The sequence below is a fragment of the Pantoea sp. R102 genome, assembly GCF_004916815.1.
In the GTDB taxonomy this organism is placed as follows: Bacteria; Pseudomonadota; Gammaproteobacteria; order Enterobacterales; family Enterobacteriaceae; genus Pantoea; species Pantoea dispersa.
In genome coordinates this window covers 1-20,755 of record NZ_SDFT01000024.1, presented here as the reverse complement: position 1 = coordinate 20,755, position 20,755 = coordinate 1, and the positions used below count along the sequence as shown (strand labels likewise).

Genomic DNA, 20,755 nt, shown 5'->3' with positions numbered 1-20,755 from the left:
GAAGGCCTGCTGGCCAAACATCAGCTGGACGTCGCGCATTACCGCTTCACCATCCAGCAGCGTCTGCTGATAACCATCTTCAATGGTATGAATGCTGGCGTTATTGGTGTTGAACACGTCCGACAGTCGTTTACCGATTACCTCTTCGCGTTTGATGTGCAAAAAGCGCAGATAGGCATTGTTACAGTCCACCAGCCGCGTTTGCTTATCGCGGATATACATTGCCACCGGCGAGTCATTAAACAGCGTGTGGGTAAAATTGAGCTGATTTTTTAGCGCATTCTCTGCCTGCATACGCTGCTGAATCACTTTGCGCAGATGGTGGTTCCACAGCAGGATCAACAGAATCAATCCCAGCGATACCGAAACGATCAGCAGAATCGTTTGCTTATAGTTCTGCCACGAGCTACTGAGAAACGGCGGTTCCGCCTGACGCCACTGCGCCATCAGCTTAAACAGCGTTTCAGGCGGGATGGCCAGCAACGCTTTATCGAGAATGCTGATCAGCGTCTCATTGCCTGGCTCTACGCGCATCACAAAGCGTGCGGGATCGGCGCCCAGCGTACCCTCGACGATCAGCCCGCTGCCAAAATGGTTGCGCAGATGGTAGTCGGCAAAAATTTTCGGCACGATCACCGCATCGACCTTGCGCGCCAGCAGCTGGCGCAGCGCATCCAGCGGACGATCGGTATCGCTGACCGACAGGTGCGGATAGTGCTCCTGCAGCCAGCTTTTCATTAGCGGATTTTTTAGCATCAGCGCCGAACCAAACGGAAAGGTGTCGCGCGCCATAATGTTTCCCGGCTGCTGATTGCGGATGATCACCCAATGCGAAACCAGCCACGGACGCGTAATCAGAGCCGGTTGTGCTTCGAACTGTGGCTCCAGAATTTCCAGCGGAAACAGCTTTGGCAGAGGACGTCCGCCGGGGTGTTCATTACTGGCGTGCGCCACAAAATTCAGGCCGGTCTGGCTGGTGATCAGCTCCAGCACGTCCGGCGCCATGCCGCGAAACTGCTCTGCCGGCGTCCGGCTACTGAGCGGTGCCTGTGCCAGCGGCAAGGTGGTCTCGATGTGTATGTTGTTTTGCAGCCACTGCTCTTCGTCGGCGGTCAGCGCCAGCGGATTGCGTTGTAGTACATGATGGGGATCGAGCTGCCAGCGTTTGGCAATCTGCATGCGGATAGACAGCGGAATCTGCGGCAGCGCCTGGTTGATGGCGTCGGCCAGCGCAGGATACAGCGGACTGATGCCGAAACCGACGTTGAGCGGAATCGTATGCTCATCGGCCAGAATAGTAAGCGCGTTGGCAAACAGATAGCGGTTGAGGTGTGTCAGCGTCGCCGCATTTCCCCAGACGCGCGCCGTCTGACCATAAACGGTGGCGGCGACGGCATCATAGTAGCCCGGGAAACGCACCAGCTGCGCGTTTTCGTATGTCTCTTCCAGGTACTGGCGCTGCAGCGGCGTGCCTGACCAGGCGATTTGCTCGGGCATGCCGTTATTGAGAAAAAGGTCGCTGTCGGTCTTCAATCCCATCACGCTGTAATCCAGCATCCACGGGGCGCTGGCCAGCAGCGGCTGCGACTGTGACGATGGCTGGGCGACGTAAATCGCCAGCATATGCATTTCGCCCTTCAGCACCGCCTGCTGCGCGGCGCTATGACTGGGGAAGTGATAAAGCTCAATGCTGGTCTCCAGCATGCTTTGAATCAGCGACAGGTAGTCGGCGCTCAGGCCTTCGAAGCGGCGCGTATCGGTATCCATATATATCGGTGGCTGTGATTTACCGGCCACTGCGACTTTAATCACTTTATTTCGAAAGGCAGAAGAGATGGGCTCAGCCAGCTGCAGCGCGGGCTGTGCGGTATCGTAACGCGCTAAAAGCTGCAAAGGTTTGACCTGCGCCTGCAGCGCGCCGCAAAAAAAAATAAACAGGACCACGCCCGCCAGACGGATGAAATTAACAGGATTAAACACCGTGCGTTCCTGAAGAAAATAAAGTCATTAATGCCGATAAGGGAAAAGGAGTATAAAGAGATTTTTCCCGCCTGCCTGATCTAATGCCGCATTAAGGATATTTTGCGACCATTCTCGAATGTTTAACTCATTATTAACATTTGCAGTTTTTTTTAGATATTGCTTTTGCTTTGATTTCAAAAATTTCAACGGTTTATCCATAAAATGACCTTTCAAGACAATTCTTATGTGGTCCTTTCGCAGAGTTACGTCAGAATTTTCGCAGTTTTTCCGGGGCCGCTAACCGCTGCTGTCCATTCATCCGGTAAAACTACCTTTTAATTAGCGGTAATAAGTTAAACGCGTAAGCAAAATTCTAATTTGTGTTAACCTGGTGACGTTTGGTTTAAACCATTGCAGGCGATTTTCCCGGCAGCGGTCAGCGCATACTTTCAGGTCATTTTCACTGGTGTGGTTATCAGTACTGGACAAAATTGAGACTGTAATAAAGGAATAAAAGAATGGTATATGCACATAATAAACAGGTGCGTGTCGCTGTCCTTGATGATCACCCGATGGTTCGTACCGTTTTCGAGTTATGCCTGAAACACGAACCCGATATTCATCTGGTCGGGACCTGGTCTTCAAGTAATGAACTGTTTAGTCAGCTGCGCAGCACCACGGTGGATGTGCTGGTGCTGGATTTTTTGCTGGGCGAGCGGGAACTGGATGGCCTGGCCCTGGTGAAACAGCTGCGAAATCACTATCCGCAGCAAAAGATTTTGATCTCATCGTCCATGGAGAGTCCAGCGATTGTCAAAATGGTGCTGAGCGCCGGCGTTAAGGGCTTTATTGGAAAAAGCCACAATATGCAGGAGATCGTCCAGGCGATTCGTCAGGTGGCGCAGGGGCGGCTATTCCTGTCGCAGGAAGTGGCGTACGAGGTGGAAAACCTCTACGTGATGAATGAAGACGCCATCAACGAAAACCTCGATCTCTCCAGCAAAGGCAATATGTACGAGAAGGTCAAAACCCTTAGTCCGCGCGAAGTAGAAGTGGTGCGCTGTTTTCTGGATGGGCTCAGCGTGTCGCAAATTGCCGTGAAGTTTAAACGCAGCCGCAAAACCGTGAGCGGACAAAAGCAGTCGGCGCTGAAAAAGCTCGGCCTGCGCTCGGATTCGGAATTGTTTAAATACAGCCACGACCTGATGTCGGGCAGCTAATCCCTGTTTAAGGCGGTCAGGAATGGCCGCCGTCTGTTTTTCCGCCTCTCTGCATCACGTTCCCGGTAACAGCCGTTTTGTAACATCGCTTTGAGTGATGTTCGTCACAGTTTCGCCGGCCGTATCCCGCTGTGATAGCCCCCATTGCTACAGCACTGAAGGGGCTACAATGAACATTGAAACGCAATCCTGCGTCATTACCGGCAAAAAACAGGTCAGCGTCGCACAGCAGCAGGTGCAGTGGGACGGCACCGGCACGCTGGTGCGCATCACGCGCGGCGGCATCTGCGGGTCCGATCTGCACTACTATCAGGAAGGTAAAGTCGGCAGCTTCGAAGTGAAGATGCCGATGATCCTCGGCCATGAAGTGATCGGCTACGTGGTGGAGAGCGACGATCCGCAGCTCCAGCCCAACCAGAAAGTGGCGGTCAATCCCTCAAAGCCGTGCGGCAGTTGTAAATACTGCCTGCGCGAGCAGCAAAATCAGTGCACCTCAATGCGCTTTTTCGGCAGCGCCATGTATCTGCCGCACGTGGATGGCGGCTTCACGCAATACAAAGTGGTCGATAGCGCGCAGTGCGTGCCGTTTCCGCAGGAGGCAGATGACAGCGTAATGGTGTTTGCTGAACCACTGGCCGTGTGCATCCACGCCACGCAGCAGGCGGGCGATCTGAGCGGCAAAACCGTGTTCATTTCCGGCGTCGGGCCGATTGGCTGTCTGATTGCCGCCGCTGCCAAAGCCCGCGGAGCCGCGGAGATTATTTGCAGCGATATCAGTGAACGCTCGCTCAGCCTGGCACAGCAGATGGGTGCGACCGGCGTGATCCACGCGGCTAACGGTGATTTCACGCCCTACCTTGCAGATAAAGGCTTCTTTGATGTCGCTTTCGAGGCTTCCGGCCATCCATCTTCGCTGCAGCGCTGTCTCGACGTGGTGTGCGCCAAAGGCACGCTGGTACAGGTTGGCATGGGCGGCACCATTCCGGATTTTCCGCTGATGACGCTGATCGCCAAAGAGATCAATCTGGTCGGTTCTTTCCGTTTCACCCACGAATTCAACACGGCGGTTGACTGGCTGGCACGCGGCGTGGTCAATCCGCTGCCGCTGTTCAGCGGGGAGTATGACTTACAGGATATCGACGCGGCGCTGCAGTTTGCCGGTGATAAAACCCGGGCGGCGAAAGTCCAGTTAACGTTTTAAGGAGTCAGTATGAGTCAGCTATTTTCCCTGGCGGGCAAGCGTGTGCTGCTCACCGGTTCGGCGCGCGGCATCGGTTTTCTGCTGGCGCGCGGTCTGGCGGAGGCGGGCGCGGAAGTGATCATCAACGCCACCACCGAGGGCGGCGCAGAGCAGGGCGCGGCGAAACTGCGCGAGCTGGGTTATCACGCGCGGGCGAAGGCCTTCGACGTCACGCAGTCGGCGCAGGTTCAGCAGGCGGTGGAGGAGATTGAAAGTCAGTGGGGCGCGATTGATATCCTGTTGAACAATGCCGGCATTCAGCGCCGCCGGCCGTTTCTTGAGTTTCCCGAGCAGGACTGGAACGACGTGATTGCCGTCAACCAGACAGCAGTGTTTCTGGTGTCACAAACCGTGGCGAAAAGAATGGTGCAGCGTCAGCGCGGAAAAATCATCAACATCGGCTCAATGCAGAGCGAACTGGGGCGCGACACCATCACGCCGTATGCCGCCTCCAAGGGCGCGGTCACTATGCTGACGCGCGGCATGTGCGTGGAGCTGGCACGGCACAATATTCAGGTTAACGCCATTGCGCCGGGCTATTTCGTCACCGAGATGACCCAGACGCTGGCTGACGATCCGGCCTTCACCGGCTGGCTGACCAAACGTACGCCGGCCGCGCGCTGGGGCAAGCCGGAAGAGCTGATTGGCGCGGCGGTGTTCCTGGCGTCGGGCGCATCTGATTTCGTCAATGGCCATCTGCTGTTTGTTGATGGCGGTATGCGCGTCGCCGTGTAATGGCGTGGCGCGGCTGGCGTAATTGCCGGTGCGCGCCTAAACCTTAAACACCCCTCTGTCTTCCTAAGGATAATAAAAAATGCCAATAACCATAATTGTGCTGGGTGTGATACTGCTGCTGGTTCTGATGATTGTCTTCAAGGTCAATGGCTTCATTGCGTTGGTGTTTGTCTCGGCGGTGGTAGGTATCGCCGAAGGCATGACGCCACTCAATGTGATGGCCTCGATTCAGAAAGGCATTGGTTCCACGCTCGGCGGCCTGGCGATGATCCTCGGCTTTGGTGCCATGCTCGGGCGGCTGGTGTCCGATACCGGCGCTGCCCAGCGGGTGGCCACCACGCTGATTGCCGCGTTCGGTAAACAGCGGCTGCAGTGGGCGCTGGTGGTCACCGGACTGATCGTCGGTCTGGCGATGTTCTACGAAGTCGGCTTCGTACTGTTGCTACCGCTGGTGTTCACCATCGTGGCGGCAGCCGGACTGCCGCTGCTGTACGTCGGCGTGCCAATGGTGGCAGCGCTGTCGGTGACGCACTGCTTCCTGCCGCCGCATCCCGGCCCAACCGCCATTGCCACCATCTTTGGTGCCAATCTCGGCACCACGCTGCTGTACGGCTTAATCATTACCATCCCGACGGTGATCATTGCCGGCCCGATCTTCTCAAAATTCCTCAAAAGCTTCGAAAAGTCGCCGCCGGAAGGGCTGTATAACCCTAAAATTTTCACCGAAGAGGAGATGCCGGGCTTCTTTATCAGCATCTTTGCTGCAGTGATTCCGGTGGTGCTGATGGCGATTGCGGCAGTCTGCGAACTGACGATGCCGAAAGAGAATGCGCTGCGCCAGTTCTTTGAATTTATCGGCAACCCGGCGGTGGCGCTGTTTATCGCCGTGGTAATTGCGGTGTTCACCCTCGGTCTGCGCAACGGGCGCAAAATGGAGCAGGTGATGGATATGTGTGGCGATTCGATTGCCGCCATCGCCATGATCGTCTTTATCATTGCCGGCGGCGGCGCCTTTAAGCAGGTGCTGGTGGATAGCGGTGTCGGTAATTACATCGCCGATCTGATGAAAGGATCGTCGCTGTCACCGCTGCTGATGTGCTGGACGGTGGCGGCAATGCTGCGCATCGCGCTGGGATCGGCCACCGTCGCGGCGATCACCACCGCCGGCATCGTGACGCCGATCATTGCCGCTACCCATACCGATCCGGCGCTGATGGTGCTGGCGGTCGGTTCAGGCAGCGTGATCGCCTCGCACGTGAACGATCCCGGTTTCTGGCTGTTCAAAGGCTATTTCAACCTGAGCGTGGTGGAAACGCTGAAAACCTGGACGGTAATGGAAACGCTGATCTCCATCCTCGGCCTCGCCGGTGTGCTGGCGCTCAACGCCATCATTCACTAAGGCCTGCGCTTCACTGGGAGGTGAAGCGTGCTTACGCGCGGCGGCGAATCCACGAGAAACGTGACTGATAGCCGCTGTCAAAATGGGTGTTATAGCGATAGCTCGAACCCGCCTCCGCCATGCAATAAGTACACACCGCCACGCGATCAATCTGCGCCGCCGGAATGCCGCGCTGTAACAGCAGGTCCCGCGCCAGCTGAGGCAAATCAAACCATACTCCCTGATGATGCGCCTGTGCCTGAGGTCGGATTGCCTGCGGATTATGCGGCTGTTGCTGTGACCAGCTTAGCGCTGGCAGGTCCGGGCGCTGCTGCATCTGTGCGATGCGATCAACGCCCAGCTCATAGCAGCACGGGCCGATCGCCGGACCGATCGCCACCAGCAGGGATGCCGGCGTCGCGCCACCCGCCAGCAGCTGATCGAGGGCACTGCTCAGCACGCCGCCGAGCGTACCCTGCAAGCCGGCATGTACCGCCGCCACCTGATGCGTTTTCACATCGGCAAACAGCACCGGCAAACAGTCAGCGGTGTAAACCGCAACCGGCTGATGATCGTCACTGATCACCCCATCGGATTCACAACTTTTCGGCGGCCGGTTTTGCCCGGCCAGCACCACTTTTGCGCTGTGCCGCTGCTGTCCGTACGCCGCAGCGGCCGGTGCCTGCTGACCGGCAGGCTGAAAGGCATACTCCAGCCAGCGTTGACTCTCCAGCAGCGCCGAGCGCGGCCCGCGATTATCCATAAGTGTCTCCTGTGACCTGACCCCGGTTTTCCTCTGCCCACAGCTTACGTTAACTGCTACATTTTTAAAGCTTTACAAAAACTGACCATAATCACTTAAGGACGACATGATGAAAAACACCTCCTGGCTGGCCGCGGCAGGCCTGATTGCCCTGACGCTCACCGGCTGTGCCCAACCGCAAAAACAGCAGGCTCAGCAGCAACTCGGTCAGCAGTCAGTACTGGCAGTCAACTGGTTCCAGCAGTCTGGCGAGTATCAGGCGCTGAGCTGGCAGGCGTTCAACACGGCACGCATGGCGTTCGATAGCGCCCCTTCGCTCACCGGCAAACCCAAAGCGGTGATTGTTGATCTGGATGAAACCATGATCGATAACAGCGCCTACAGCGCGTGGCAGGCAAAAAACGGCCAGCCGTTCTCCGGTAAAACCTGGTCAGCGTGGACGCAGGCGCGCCAGGCGACCTCGGTGCCCGGTGCCGTCGAATTTGCCAACTACGTGAATAGCCACGGCGGCACCATGTTCTACGTCTCGAACCGCGATCAGAAAGACTACGCGGCCACGGTCGATAACCTCAACAAGCTGGGCTTCAGCGGCGTAAGCGACAAAACCGTGCGTCTCAGTACCGGCAACTCCAATAAACAGGCGCGTTTCGACGCGATTAAAAACGCCGGCTACAACGTGGTGCTGTATATCGGCGATAACCTGAATGACTTCGGCGGTGCCACCTGGCATCAGGGCAACGCCCAGCGCCAGCAGTTTGTCACGCTCAACCATCAGCGTTTCGGCACCCAGTTCATTGTGCTGCCCAATCCACTGTACGGCGACTGGGAGAGCGGCATGGCTGAAAACTACAATAAGTTAACCCCGGAACAGCAGCTGCAGGTGCGTGAATCCCGCATGAAAGCCTGGAACGGTAAATAATTCGTCAAGCGAAATAGCGCCTGCCCTGGCGGGCGCTTATCGCAGGCAGTCAGCGCCATTGATATTTACGTTTCTTTGTAATTATTATTCTGCTTATCATTTTCCCGATCTCTTACTTAATCCTTCCGCCGCCTTCAGTGAAATATCATCGCAAATAACGTTAAAACCAGCTGATAACACTATTCATAAATTTAGTAATTAGGATTTTTCTCAGCGAGCAGAGCGTAATCCACTATACCAGCGTAAAGGCGTAAAAGTTTTACGTGTATATATTTGTCAGTTCATCCGAAATGCGTTTTAAAAAATCATATTAATAGACTGATTATATTCATTTTTAATGAAATACTCGCTGATTGCGTCACTTGCATTAACTTACTTTGCCATGACATTTGCTGACACTTATTTTACATAAGGTCGCTTCTTCTGCCGGGCTGAAATATTCCTGGTGCAAATCAATTCATAAGCGTCTATAACCAATTTCTGTGAGAAAGCGCCGTATTCACCTGCCACAGAACGCTAAAACCGTGCTGCGCCATGCATTTATTTGCCCGGAAGCGCTATTTGCGGATACAGAGAGAAGATAATTGTGACGACCCTTAAACCCTTATTAGCGAAAAATCGCAGTTGGGCACTCCAGCGCCGCGAGCGTAATCCCGATTACTTTGAACAATATCTGCATCAGCAGAAACCCCACTCCCTGTGGATTGGCTGTTCCGACAGCCGCGTACCGGCAGAAGTGCTGACCGGCTCGCATCCGGGCGAGCTATTCGTGCACCGCAATATCGCCAATATGGTACTACCCGATGATGACAACTTTCTCAGCGTGCTGCAGTACGCGATTTTTTATCTCGGCGTCGAGCGCATTGTGCTGTGCGGTCACTACGGCTGCGGCGGCGTGCAGGCGGCGCTGGGTCTGCCTGCCAGCCCGTTAGCGCAGGAGGATTCGGCGCTCGCCAGGCGCATTGCCGCGCTGCGCCGCGCGTTGCAGCAAGGGCTGGTGGCCTATCACGCCAGTTCCGCGCAGGAAGAGGAGAGCAGCAAGCTAAACCGGCTGGTTGAAGCCAATGTCATCGCCCAGTTTAGCCAGCTGGTGCGCTGCGAGCCGGTGCAACAGGCCTGGCAGGCCGGACAGCAACTGGATGTATTTGGCTGCGTGTATGACCTGCAGTCCGGCCATCTGAAAGAGTTAATACAGCAATCGTCAGAGGAACCCTCATCATGAATCTGCAAACGCTTCGTCAGGATATTCCTGCTGGTCTGGTGGTGTTTCTGGTGGCGCTGCCACTGTGTCTGGGCATCGCGCAGGCCAGCGGTCTGCCGCCCTTTGCCGGTCTGCTCACCGGGGTGATCGGCGGTCTGCTGGTTACCGCGCTCAGTCCCTCGCGCTTTGCCGTGAGCGGCCCGGCGGCGGGGCTGGTGACTATTGTTGTGGCGTCAATCCAGACGCTCGGCAGCTTTTCCGCGTTTCTCACCGCGCTGATTCTGGCTGGCGTGCTGCAGTGCATGCTCGGCCTGCTGCGCGCCGGTCGTTTTATCTCACTGGTGCCAGGCAGCGTCATCAAAGGGATGCTGGCGGCCATTGGCCTGCTGTTGATTATGCAGCAGATTCCGGTGGCGCTGGGCGCAGCGAGCGATGCCGGTCTGCAGTCGCTGGTCAGCGGGGAGTTTTCGTTTTCGCTCAGCGCGATGCTGGTGGCCGGTAGCGGGCTGCTGATTCTGTGGCTGTGGACCACGCCCGCGATCAAAGCGGTTAAAGCGCTGAGCTGGATCCCCGGCCCGCTGGTGGCGGTGCTGTTTGGCTGCCTCGCCACGGTGTTGGGCGATCGCCTGTTTCCCAGCCTCGGCGAAGGCCTGCCGCGTATCGTATTGCCGGCGTTCGACAGTATGTCGGCGCTGGTGGCGGAGCTGGAAACTCCTGACTGGCTGGCGTGGCAGAATCCGTCGGTGTGGGTGGTAGCGATTACGCTGGCGCTGGTGGCCAGCCTTGAAACGCTGCTCAGCCAGGAGGCGCTGAAAAAACTGCGTCCGCAGCACCCGGCGCCGTCACCGAATAAAGAGATGTTCGCGCAGGGCATCGGTAACCTGACCGCCGGCTTGCTCGGGGCGATGCCCATTACCGCGGTGATTGTGCGCAGTTCGGTCAACGTCAGCGTTGGTGCCCAAACCAAACTGTCGATTCTGCTGCACGGCGTGCTGCTGCTGATTTGTGGCTTGTGGTTCAGCGCTCTGCTTAACGCGATTCCGCTCGCCAGCCTGGCGGCGGTGCTGCTGTATACCGGCTATAAGCTGGCAACGCCGCGCCTGTTCGTCGAACAGATTCGCATGGGCGCGCAGCAGTACGTGCCGTTTCTTGCCACCATCGGCGGTATCATTGTGTTTGGCATGCTGGCCGGGATTGGTATCGGTATCGCCACGCAGATTCTGTGCAGCATCTACCAAAGCCACCGCAACGCGCTGCAGCTTACCCGCTATGACGACCATTACGTGCTGCGCTTTCAGCAAAACCTGACCTTTATGCACAACCCGAAATTGCAGGGGCTGCTGGCGGAGATCCCGGAAAATAGCGTGGTGATTGTCGATCACGATAACGCCGAGTATATGGATCCGGACGTGAAAGCGGTGCTGCAGGATTTCGGGGATAGCGCCGGTGAGCGCGGCATCCGGCTGAGCCAGTGGCCGGTGGCGGTGAAATAACGTTCCCGCGCGCAGTCATGCAGTTTTTTTCGCCAGAATCGGATATCCCGGATATCCGATTTTTTTATTTATACGGCATAATTGCCGCTCACAGCGTCTGCCTGTTTCACTTACTGCCGGCGGGGCAGGTAGCTCGTCTCTGGCTTTCATGGCAGAGTGAGCGCCGCTCAGTCGCAGAGCAGGGCGACGAACACCCGGTTAATTAGCGAATTATCGCACGGATTTTTCAGGTTAAATGATTGCTGATGCCAGCGACGGATGGCAGCGATTTCAGGTTACAGGGTTCAGACGTATGCGCGTTAAGCTGTTTGAAGAGAATAATGTCAAAAAGAATGCTCTTTCGCTGTGTCTCATTACGCTGTTTTTCTGCTTTGTCGGCAGCCATTTGCGTATTCCCGAAGAGTTTTCCCTGTTCTGGCCGGTCAATGCGCTGATCGCTGGCTTAATGGTGCGCAACCCGTTCCTGCACACCACCTCCAGTTATCTGGTGTGCTTTGCCGCCATGATTTTCAACGATACGGTGTTTTCCGGCTGGGCGTTACCAGCGGTCACCGTCAATTTTGCCAATATTCTGTTTATTCTGGTGTCAGTGAGCATGCTGATTAAGCATCTGCAATCGCCAAGCGCAAACAGCCAGGTTTTCAACGCCATGCGCATCTTCCCGGCCTGCCTGCTCGGCGCGGCGACCTGCGCCACCTGGGGCGCCTGGGCGCAGGATATCGACTTCAACGCGCGTTTCGTGGTGGCATGGGCCGACTGGTTCAGCGAGCAGTTCTCCACCTCGCTGATGCTGCTGCCGGTAATGCTGACGCGTCCGCTGCGCAGCGTGCCGCTTCCGACGCTGCTGCACCCGGCGAAGCTGCTGCCGCTGCTCGCCGTGGTGTTGTCGCTCACGGTAGGAGCACTGATTGGTGGCGCGGGCAGCCTGACTTTCCCGGTGCCGGCGCTGATCTGGTGTGCCATTGTCTTACCGATTCCGATCACCAGCCTGGTGATTTTGTTCACCGGCATCACCGAGATCGTGCTGGTCTCGCACGGCGTGATGAATATTCAGGGCGATGATTCGCTGCTGCCCATCAGCCATCTCACTTCTGCACGGCTGGGCGTGGCGACTGTCGCGCTCAGCCCGCTGCTGGTCGCGGTGAGCATGGACGCCATTCGTCAGCTCAATCACCGGCTGGCGCTGCGCGCCAATTACGATTTCCTCACCCAGCTGCTGTCGCGCTCCGGCCTGTATGAAAATCTGCGCCAGCAGCCGTTTTCCCTGCAGCGCGAAGCCGGCGTAATCATGCTGGATGTCGACTACTTTAAAGCCATTAACGATAATTTCGGCCACGATGCCGGCGATGGCGTGCTGGAGGAGATTGCGCGCCGCGTGCAGCACGTGGTCGGCAGTCGCGGTTTGGTGTGTCGCTTCGGTGGTGAAGAGTTCGTGGTAGTGGTGTTTGATTACACCCATAGCCAGCTGTTTCAGCTGGCCGAAGTGATTCGTCAGGCAATGGTGAAAGAGAAGTTCTGGATTCAGGGCAACACCGTGACCGTGACGGTCAGCCTCGGCCTGGCGCGCGGCGGTGCGGTTAACGAGCGTGAATGGCCGGGGGTGATCAACCGCCTGGTGTCAGCGGCGGATAAACACCTTTACGTTGCCAAGCGCAACGGCCGCAATCAGACCTCACCGGCAATCGCGCCGCGCAGCATGGCGCATGACGTGGCCTGAGCCACGCCATCGCAGGTTACACGCTGCTTTTCAGCTGGCTGGATTGCTGATGACGCTGCTGCGCCAGCTCAATCAGGCGGGTGATCAGATCGCTGTAGCTCAGGCCGGCCGCCTGCCACAGTTTGGGATACATGCTGATGTTGGTGAAGCCGGGTAAGGTATTCACTTCGTTGACAATAATGTCGCCCGTATCGGTGAGGAACACATCGACGCGCGCCATGCCAAAGCACTCCAGCGCCTGGAACGCGGTAATCGCTACAGCCCGAATGGCCTCGCTGGCTTCCGCACTGATGTCAGCCGGTACCACCACCTGCGCGCCGCTCTCGCTGATATATTTGGTGTCATACGAGTAGAAGGCGTCGTGCACCACAATTTCACCGCACGGGCTGGCTTCTGGCGCCTCGTTACCCAGCACCGCGCACTCAATCTCACGGCCACTGATGCCCTGTTCAATCAGGACCTTGCGGTCAAAGCGGAACGCCAGATCCAGCGCCGCGTCGAATTCGTCCGGCTGCGTCACTTTGCTCACCCCAACGGATGAACCCTGATTGGCTGGCTTGATAAACAGCGGCAGGCCAAAGCGCGCAATCACCGCCTGCACATCCAGCGCCGCGCGCTGCGTCTGGGTGACGCTCAGCCACGGCGCCACTTTCAGGCCGGCATCGCGCAGCAGGCGTTTGGTGAAATCTTTGTCCATGCTGACCGCGGAACCCAGCACATCCGACCCGACAAACGGCAGATTGGCCATGCGCAGCAGTCCCTGCAGCGAGCCATCTTCGCCCAGCGTGCCGTGCACAATCGGGAAGATGACATCCAGCTGCGACAGCGGCTGCGCCTGCTGCCGCGTAATCAGCTGCTCCGCGCGGCTGCCGGGCACCAGCGCCACGCTTTCACCGGAGCGGTTCAGGGCAATCAGCGCCGGATTGTCGGCGTTGAGCAGAAAGCCTGAAGCGTCATTGAGATGCCACTCGCCCTGTTTGTCGATCCCCAGCAGCACCACGTCGTATTTGTTTTTATCGATCGCCTCAAGAATATTTTTGGCCGACTGTAACGACACTTCATGTTCAGCCGACTTGCCGCCAAATACGATACCTACCCGCTGTTTTGCCATTGCTCTTTGTCCGGTTGCAGTAAAGCGAGCAGCTAAGATAACACGCCCAGGACAGCGCTCAACAGCGCCGCGATTATTCTGCAATCGTTCGGTCGCCAGACCGCATTCAGTCGGGCTTTGCCCACTTTATTCATAAATATTCTCCACCGTTTGAGACAAGTCTTGGACGGCCTGAAAGCTGCCTTCTGTCAGAATTTTCCCAATTCAAAGAAAAGTCTGCGGTGGACGATGCGTCCACCGTTTTTTGTCAGGTTTACAGGAGTCGGGAAATGATGGACCAGAAGCAGAATGCCGTGGAGCAGGATGCGCGTTCTGTTGCTCGTATCGAAACCACCGTGGATGACACGCTGTTAAAAAGCGTGGCGTGGATTTGCAAACACTACAAACGCGAGAAGAGTGAAGAGGCGCTGGTCGCCGGTCTGCCAAAAGCGACGCTGCTGTCGCCGTCGCAGGCGATGACCGCTCTGGAGAACGCTGGCATTACCGGCGGCATGGTCGAACGCCGCCTGCAGGATCTGCCCGAGCAGCTGATGCCGATGATACTGCTGCGGCAGAACGGCGGCGGCTGCATTGTGCTGTCGCGGCGCATTCACACCAATGAGGAGAATCAGCGCGAGCTGCGCTTCCAGCTGATCATGCCGGAGGTGAGTGATAAAGCGGTGGAGATGAGCCTGGCGGAGCTCAACGAGATTTACGCCGGCTTTGCGGTGATGGCGAAACCGGCGGCGGTACTGGATGAGCGCGCCAGTGAAATGCTGCCGGAGGTCAAAGGTCACTGGCTGTTCAGCACCCTGTGGCGCTACCGCCGTTACTACCGCAGCGCCGCCATTGCCGCCGTGCTGATCAACGTACTGGCACTCTCCAGCATCTTCTTCACCATGAACGTCTACGATCGCGTGGTGCCGAACCAGGCGTTTGTTACGCTGTGGTCGCTGGCGATTGGCGTCACCATCGCCATGATCTTCGAAGCCATTACCCGCTTTGTGCGGGCACATCTGCTGGACATGGCGGGCAAAAAGGCCGACCTGGTGCTGGGCAGCATGCTGTTCCGTCAGGCGTTGTCGATCCAGATGGAGCACAAACCGGCCTCATCAGGCACTTTCGCCAACCAGATCCGTGAATACGAATCGGTGCGTGATTTTGTTGCCTCGGCGACGCTGGCGGCGATTTCGGATCTGCCGTTTATCCTGATGTTCGTCGGCGTGATCTTCTTTATCAGCGGTCCGCTGGCGATTATTCCGTTGATGATGATCCCGCTGATCATCATCGTCAGCGCCGCGATCCAGTGGCCGCTGGCGCGCATCATGAAAGAGAACCTGCGCGATGCGTCGCTGAAACAGGGCGTGCTGATCGAGTCGGTTGAAGGCATGGAAACGCTGAAAGCCGTGGGCGGTGAAGCGCATATGCAGCGCCGCTGGGAGAACTTCAGCGCGCTGCAGTCGGCTAACTCAATGAAGTCAAAACGCTATTCGACGCTGGCAACCGGTGTGGTGACCTTTCTGCAGCAGTTTCAGACCGTGATGCTGGTGGTAGCCGGGGTTTATCTGATCAACGCCGGCACCTTCACCATGGGTGCGATGATCGCCACCGTGATGCTGGCCAGCCGCGCCACCGGCCCGCTGGGTCAGGTGATTGGTCTGGCGGTGCGTTATCAGCAGGCCAAAGCGGCGCTGACCTCGCTGAATAAGCTGATGGAGATGCCGGTCGATCGCGACAGCAGCAAAACCTACCTGACCGATCCGCCGCTGACCGGCGAGATCTCCCTCAGCAATGTCAGCTTCTCTTATCCGGCACCGCCGATGAAGCCCAATCCGGAAATCCTCAAAGACATCTCGCTGACTATCAAGGCCGGTGAGCGCGTGGCGATTCTTGGCCGCATCGGCAGCGGTAAATCAACGCTGTTACGCGTGATGGCGCGTCTGTATCAGCCGGTGAAAGGGCAGATCTCCGCTGACGGACTCGATGTTAACCAGATCGATCCGGCCGACTGGCGCAAAGCGGTGGGCTTCGTCAGCCAGGATGCGCGCCTGTTCTACGGCACGCTGCGCGAGAACGTGATGATTGGCCGGCCGGATGCCACCGCGAATGAACTGCTGCGCGTGCTGAATCTGACCGGTCTCGATCACGTGGCGGCGCGCCATCCAAGCGGCATCAACCTGTCGGTCGGCGAGGGTGGTGAAGGGCAGTCGGGCGGTCAGCGTCAGTTAGTAGCGCTGGCGCGAACTCTGCTGACGCGGCCCAAAGTGCTGCTGATGGATGAACCGACCAGCGCCATGGACAGCATGACCGAAAGCCAGTTCCTCGCCCATCTGCGTCGCGCCAGCGAAGGTCACACGCTGATCGTTGTGACGCATCGTCCGTCAATTCTGGCGCTGGTCGACCGCATCATCGTGGTTGAGGAAGGAAAAATTGTCGCGGATGGCCCGAAAGAGCAGGTGCTGGCCGCGCTGGAAGGTAAAGGTAAAACCCGCCAGCCGCCGCGTCAGGCGGTAGAGCAGGCGGCGCGCGCACCCGCGCCGGCTAACGATGCTTCGGCAACGTCAGAGCCCGCCGTCGCCGCGGCAGAGGAGGCCGCAGTATGATCAAGTTAATGCCATGGCGCAGCCGCAGCAAAAATCTCTCCGCTGCGGATGCCGAATTCATGAATGACGTGCAGGCGTCCCTGCTGTCGCAAACCACGCCGGGATCGAAACTGGTGATGTGGATCATCATCGCGGTGATTGGCATCGGTCTCACCTGGGCAAACTATGCGCGGGTGGAGGAGATCACCAAAGGCGACGGAAAAGTGATTTCCCGCAGCCGCGAGCAGGTGATTCAGAGTCTGGAAGGCGGCATTCTCGCCGAAATGAATGTGCGTGAAGGCACGGTGGTCAACCGGGGCGACGTCCTGCTGAAAATCGATCCGACGCGTGCGCAATCAAGCTATCGTGAGGCGCTGAGCAAGGTGATTGGCCTGAAGGGCAGCATTGCGCGTTTGCGTGCCGAAGCCTACGCGCAGCCGCTGACATTTGACGAGCAGGTGAAGAGCGATCCCGCCGTGGTGGCGCAGGAGACCAAAGCCTATGAATCACGCAAGCGCGCGCTGAACGACAGCATTAACTCACTGCAGCGCAGCTATGCCCTGTCGATGCGTGAAATTCGCCTGGCGGAGCCGCTGGCGGCGAAAGGATTGCTGTCTGAGGTCGAGCTGCTGCGTATGCAGCGCCAGGCGAACGACATCCAGGCGCAGATTGTTGAGCGGCGTAACCGTTACCAGTCTGATGCCAACACCGAACTGGCGCGGCTGGAGCTGGAACTCAGCCAGGTAAGCGAAAACCTGATTGGCCGCGCGGACGTGGTCGAGCGCACCACCATTACCGCACCGGTGCGCGGCACGGTGAAAAACGTGCGCGTTAATACCATCGGCGGCGTGATTCAGCCCGGTGAGCACATCCTGGAAATCGTGCCGCTGGAAGAGCAACTGCTGGTGGAGGGCAAAATCCGTCCTTCTGATGTCGCCTTCCTGCGTCCGGGGCTGCCGGCCAAAGTGAAAATCACCGCCTACGACTTCGCCATCTACGGTGGACTGGATGGCCATGTGGAATACATCAGTCCGGATACGCTGAAAGACGATCAGAAAGCCGCTTCCGGCCGACCGGATGACACCTATTACCGCGTGTTGATCCTCACCGATAAAAGCACGCTGCACGCAGGCAACAAAGATCTGCCGATCATTCCCGGCATGGTGGCCACGGTGGAAATCCGCACCGGCGAGAAAACCATCCTTGATTACCTGCTGAAGCCGGTACTTAAGGCGAAAGAAGCCTTCCGCGAGCGTTAATAACCATGAAAAATAATAATATGCACCGTCGCGCAGCGGCGCGGCGCCTCTCTTTGCTTGCCGGTTGCATTACGGTCATGATGGCCCCGGCCATCAGCGTAATGGCCGATTCGACCAGTGAACTGATGATGTTTGCCGAGATGAGCGGACATCGCCCGGCCGCCCCCGCTGCGGCACCGGTACGTAGCGCGCCGGTACAGCGCGTGCCCGTTGCGCCAGTCCAGCGCTTTGCAACCGCGCCGGCACCGCAACCGATGTTTACGCAACCTCAGGCCGCGCCGGTTGCACCACCGGTCGCCGCGCCACGCGCTCAGCCGGCACCAGCGCCGGCACCTTCACCGGCCCCAGCGCCAGCAGCGCCGATTGCACCACCGCCGGTGCAGCCGGTACAGGGCGGCGGTTTTCTGACGGAGGAGCAGCGCCAGCCGGAACCCAGGCAGACGAATCCGCTGCTGAAATCGGTACGCACTTTCAACCCACAGCAGCCTGCGCCGGTGCCGGTGAATGAAGCAGAAGTAAAAGCACAGAGCGAGTTCAGTTATGTCAGTCCGCCAGTAGCGGAAACCAGAACCACTGCCGCCGATGCCGCCGTGGCGCGTTCACCGGTCAGCCTGAGCGGCGCAGTGGATGAAACCGTGGCTGAATCCGAGCTGCGGCAGAAATTCCTCTCGGCCGCGCGCATCACCTGGCGCATCAGCCCGGCGCTGAAATCGTCCGTGGCGCAGACCGATGCCGCCGCCGCCAGCGTGGATGAGGCGAAAGGGCAGCGCTGGCCGCAGCTGGATGTCAGCGCCAGCTCGGCGACCAAAGAGTTTGGTGGCGGGGTAAAAAGCGACGGTAGTCAGAGCAACGTGCCGGCGCTCGGCGTGTCGATGGCGACCAACCTGATTGATTTCGGTCAGACCAGCCGCACCATCGAGAGCCGCGAAGAGCGCGTGACCTCGGCGCAGCAGGCGGCGCAGGCGCAGCGTGAAGAGCTGGCGATGCAGGTCAGCAACGCGCTGATTGAGTGGAACAAGCAGCAGCGGATCATTGCCATCAGCCAGCAGTACGTGGCGCGCATGACCGAACTGACCACCATGCTGAGCGGCATTGTGCAGTCAGATACCGGTCGTCGCAGCGAGCTGACGCAGGCCAAAGGCCGATTGCTGCAGGCGCAGAGTTATCTGGAGAATGCCGAGTCGCGCGCGCGCGATGTCGAAATCACGCTGAACCGCCTGATGGGCAACAGTCGCGTGACGCTGCCAGCCAGCGATCGCTGGGCGATGAATTTTGGCGATCTCAATCGTCAGCTGGCCAGCCTGGATTATCATCCGCTGATCCTGCGCGCCAATGCGGAAACACGAGCGGGGTTTAAAGAAGCGGAGGCGATTAAAGCTTCCGGCCTGCCAAAACTCAACTGGACGGTAACCAAAAGCACGCGTGAGGATCAGCTCGGTCGCCAGCAGGCGTGGCAAACCGGCATCAACGTTAGCTGGGGCCTGTTCCGCGGTGGTTCAACTAACGCGCAGGAGATTGCGGCGATTAAACGCGCCGAAGCCAGCCGTCAGCAGGTGCAGGAGCAGCGACGCGACCTGGAAAATCGCGTGCGCGCCGCCAGCCAGGATGCACATTCGATGGCCGATCGCGCCGCGCTGTATAAGAGTCTGATTGTCGAGTCTGACCGCATCCGCAAAGACTTTTTCGATCAGTGGTATCACCTCGGACGCCGCTCGCTGCTGGATGTCCTGAGCGCCGAGAGCGATCTGTATAACAACCAGGTGAGCGAAGTGAGCAATCGCTTTGACAGCTACGCGGCGATCATTCGCGGCTACTCCAGCGCCGGCATCCTCAGCCGCTGGCTCACCACCGGACGTTAAGCGTCAGCGCGCTGTGGCGGGTTAGCCGGTACCAGAAATAGCAGCGCAAACGGGATGGCAGCGAACAGCAGCAGTGCCGTAACGGCGCTGCTGCTGTAGAGCTGCGCAAAGAGTATCGCCCCGCCAATTTGCCCAATCGCCAGCGTCAGAAACGCCGCCGCCACGCCAGAGGCCGCATTCTGTGGCGTGGCAGCGGCACCCGCGACCAACAGAATACCCGACAGCGTGACGTATCCCGCACCGCACAGTGCCGCCGCCGGTACCAGCCAGTAGCTAAAGTGGGTGAGCACCGCCAGCAACAGCAGTGGTACGGCCATCGCCAGCTGCGCCAGCCAGTACACCTGACGCATACCGATGCAGCGTGCCAGCGGGCCGGTCAGCGCGCCGAGAATGCCGGCCGCGCCGCTAACCAGCCACAGCATACTGGCCTGGCCTTCGTTCAGGTGGCTGTGCTGGCGCAATATATCCGGTCCAAAACACCACCATGCCGCGCTGGCGACACCGCTAAGAAAAGCGATGATGATCACCCGCTGCAGCGCATGATTGTGCAGCCGATCGCGCCAGCCAACCGGCGATCTCTGTGGATCGGCACGCCCGGCGGGCAGGCAATAGCGTGCCAGCAGCAGGCTGATTAACGCCAGCACGGCAAAACAGCAGCAGGCTGCGCGCCAGCCGCCGGGCACCAGCATAAAAATGGGCACTGACACAATAATGCCCGCGCCGGTGCCGGCGTTAATGAACGTGTTAGCGGCGGTTTGCCGCGACGCGTCAATTTGCCGGCTCACGGCACTGGCGAGCGCCGGGGAAGCCAGTCCGGCACCGAGACCGGCGATAAACAGCCCACCGGCAATCAGCCATGTGCTGCCGGCAGCGGCCAGCAGCAGTAAGCCGAGCATGGCCGTCAGCGCTGCCAGCATGGCGGTGCTGCGCACGCCCCAGCGCGCCAGCAGCAGCGTGGCGCCGGGCGTGGCCAGGCAGTAAGCCAGATAGCTGCAGGCGGCCAGCATGCCCGATGCGCGCGGGCTGAGGCTGATCTGCTGCGCCACCTGCGGCATCATCATTCCCCAGGCAAAACGCGCCAGTCCGTAGGTCACGGCGATCAGCATGAAGCCGCTCAGCGTCAGGCGGAGTGAGGCTTTCATGACGTATTCGCCATCAGTTGCTCAGCCGCCAGACGCGCATTGACCGCGGCCTGCGGACCGTCAATCAACCCGGCCATAATCGCCCCTTCAAACAGTATCCAGATGGCATCGGCTAGCGCTGACGGCGAATTTTGGTGCGAGTGCGCCAGGCAGGCACGGATATAGCCGCGCTGCCAGTAACGATAATCCAGCGCC

General features: G+C 58.4%; 16 protein-coding genes and 1 pseudogene. 11 read left to right on the top strand and 6 right to left on the bottom strand.

Annotation, left to right across the window (positions count from 1 at the left end; genetic code table 11):
- The coding region (locus ERD80_RS03310; protein ID WP_136545724.1) for a transporter substrate-binding domain-containing protein at nt 1-1,980 on the bottom strand (1,980 nt) is incomplete at its 3' end.
- A 27-nt stretch (nt 1,981-2,007) separates the two neighbouring features.
- On the bottom strand, nt 2,008-2,181 hold the full coding sequence (locus ERD80_RS22380) for a hypothetical protein (RefSeq protein ID WP_158251405.1): 174 nt from the start codon (nt 2,179-2,181) through the stop codon (nt 2,008-2,010).
- Between the two features lie 299 nt (nt 2,182-2,480).
- Between ERD80_RS22380 and ERD80_RS03305 the strand changes: the two genes are divergently transcribed.
- The 4 genes from ERD80_RS03305 (at nt 2,481) to ERD80_RS03290 (ending at nt 6,556) form a co-directional block, all read left to right on the top strand.
- On the top strand, nt 2,481-3,182 hold the full coding sequence (locus ERD80_RS03305; protein WP_058759838.1) for a response regulator transcription factor: 702 nt from the start codon (nt 2,481-2,483) through the stop codon (nt 3,180-3,182).
- A gap of 169 nt (nt 3,183-3,351) precedes the next feature.
- A complete protein-coding gene (gene idnD / locus ERD80_RS03300) occupies nt 3,352-4,383 on the top strand; it encodes an L-idonate 5-dehydrogenase (protein WP_058771317.1) in 1,032 nt (343 codons plus the stop codon).
- Between the two features lie 9 nt (nt 4,384-4,392).
- Nucleotides 4,393-5,157 carry a gluconate 5-dehydrogenase gene (idnO, locus tag ERD80_RS03295; RefSeq protein ID WP_136545722.1) on the top strand — a complete coding sequence of 255 codons (765 nt, stop codon included), beginning with the start codon at nt 4,393-4,395 and terminating at the stop codon, nt 5,155-5,157.
- Between the two features lie 79 nt (nt 5,158-5,236).
- Nucleotides 5,237-6,556, top strand: coding sequence for a gluconate:H+ symporter (locus ERD80_RS03290; protein WP_058771315.1), 1,320 nt, complete (start codon nt 5,237-5,239; stop codon nt 6,554-6,556).
- Between the two features lie 31 nt (nt 6,557-6,587).
- On the opposite strand, the gene ERD80_RS03285 is transcribed toward ERD80_RS03290, so the two are convergent.
- The gene (locus tag ERD80_RS03285) at nt 6,588-7,298 is read right to left on the bottom strand and encodes a polyphenol oxidase family protein (RefSeq protein ID WP_136545720.1); all 711 of its coding nucleotides are present in this window, start codon (nt 7,296-7,298) and stop codon (nt 6,588-6,590) included.
- A gap of 109 nt (nt 7,299-7,407) precedes the next feature.
- Here ERD80_RS03285 and ERD80_RS03280 point away from each other — a divergent pair, with 109 nt between their 5' ends.
- The 4 genes from ERD80_RS03280 to ERD80_RS03265 all read left to right on the top strand — a co-directional run bounded on the left by ERD80_RS03280 (nt 7,408) and on the right by ERD80_RS03265 (nt 12,628).
- Nucleotides 7,408-8,217 (top strand): 5'-nucleotidase, lipoprotein e(P4) family, encoded by an 810-nt coding sequence (locus ERD80_RS03280; RefSeq protein ID WP_132464582.1) that lies wholly within the window; start codon nt 7,408-7,410, stop codon nt 8,215-8,217.
- 580 nt (nt 8,218-8,797) lie between these two features.
- Entirely contained in the window at nt 8,798-9,439 is a 642-nt protein-coding gene (locus tag ERD80_RS03275; protein WP_136545728.1) for a carbonic anhydrase, read from the top strand.
- Nucleotides 9,436-10,911, top strand: coding sequence for a SulP family inorganic anion transporter (locus tag ERD80_RS03270; protein WP_021509685.1), 1,476 nt, complete (start codon nt 9,436-9,438; stop codon nt 10,909-10,911). The genes ERD80_RS03275 and ERD80_RS03270 overlap by 4 nt, the downstream gene beginning before the upstream one ends.
- 292 nt (nt 10,912-11,203) lie before the next feature.
- Nucleotides 11,204-12,628, top strand: coding sequence for a GGDEF domain-containing protein (locus ERD80_RS03265; protein ID WP_136545718.1), 1,425 nt, complete (start codon nt 11,204-11,206; stop codon nt 12,626-12,628).
- Nucleotides 12,629-12,644: 16 nt separating this feature from the next.
- On the opposite strand, the gene ddlA is transcribed toward ERD80_RS03265, so the two are convergent.
- Nucleotides 12,645-13,739: a D-alanine--D-alanine ligase gene (gene ddlA, locus ERD80_RS03260; RefSeq protein ID WP_136545716.1), complete on the bottom strand. Its 1,095-nt coding sequence runs from the start codon at nt 13,737-13,739 to the stop codon at nt 12,645-12,647.
- Between the two features lie 269 nt (nt 13,740-14,008).
- Between ddlA and ERD80_RS03255 the strand changes: the two genes are divergently transcribed.
- The 3 genes from ERD80_RS03255 to ERD80_RS03245 are packed head-to-tail and all read left to right on the top strand — an operon-like array spanning nt 14,009 to nt 19,418.
- The gene (locus ERD80_RS03255) at nt 14,009-16,321 is read left to right on the top strand and encodes a type I secretion system permease/ATPase (RefSeq protein WP_136545714.1); all 2,313 of its coding nucleotides are present in this window, start codon (nt 14,009-14,011) and stop codon (nt 16,319-16,321) included.
- Nucleotides 16,318-17,559 carry an HlyD family type I secretion periplasmic adaptor subunit gene (locus tag ERD80_RS03250; RefSeq protein ID WP_058759830.1) on the top strand — a complete coding sequence of 414 codons (1,242 nt, stop codon included), beginning with the start codon at nt 16,318-16,320 and terminating at the stop codon, nt 17,557-17,559. Before ERD80_RS03255 ends, ERD80_RS03250 begins: the two co-directional genes overlap by 4 nt.
- A gap of 5 nt (nt 17,560-17,564) precedes the next feature.
- A complete protein-coding gene (locus ERD80_RS03245) occupies nt 17,565-19,418 on the top strand; it encodes a TolC family protein (protein WP_059009840.1) in 1,854 nt (617 codons plus the stop codon).
- On the opposite strand, the gene ERD80_RS03240 is transcribed toward ERD80_RS03245, so the two are convergent.
- Both ERD80_RS03240 and ERD80_RS03235 read right to left on the bottom strand, forming a co-directional pair.
- Complete coding sequence (locus ERD80_RS03240; RefSeq protein ID WP_136545712.1) at nt 19,415-20,560, bottom strand: MFS transporter; 1,146 nt, start codon at nt 20,558-20,560, stop codon at nt 19,415-19,417. The two genes, ERD80_RS03245 and ERD80_RS03240, sit on opposite strands and share 4 nt — an antisense overlap.
- Nucleotides 20,557-20,755 (bottom strand): annotated as a pseudogene (locus ERD80_RS03235) (TetR/AcrR family transcriptional regulator); the annotation flags it as partial. The pseudogene ERD80_RS03235 and the gene ERD80_RS03240, both read right to left, overlap by 4 nt.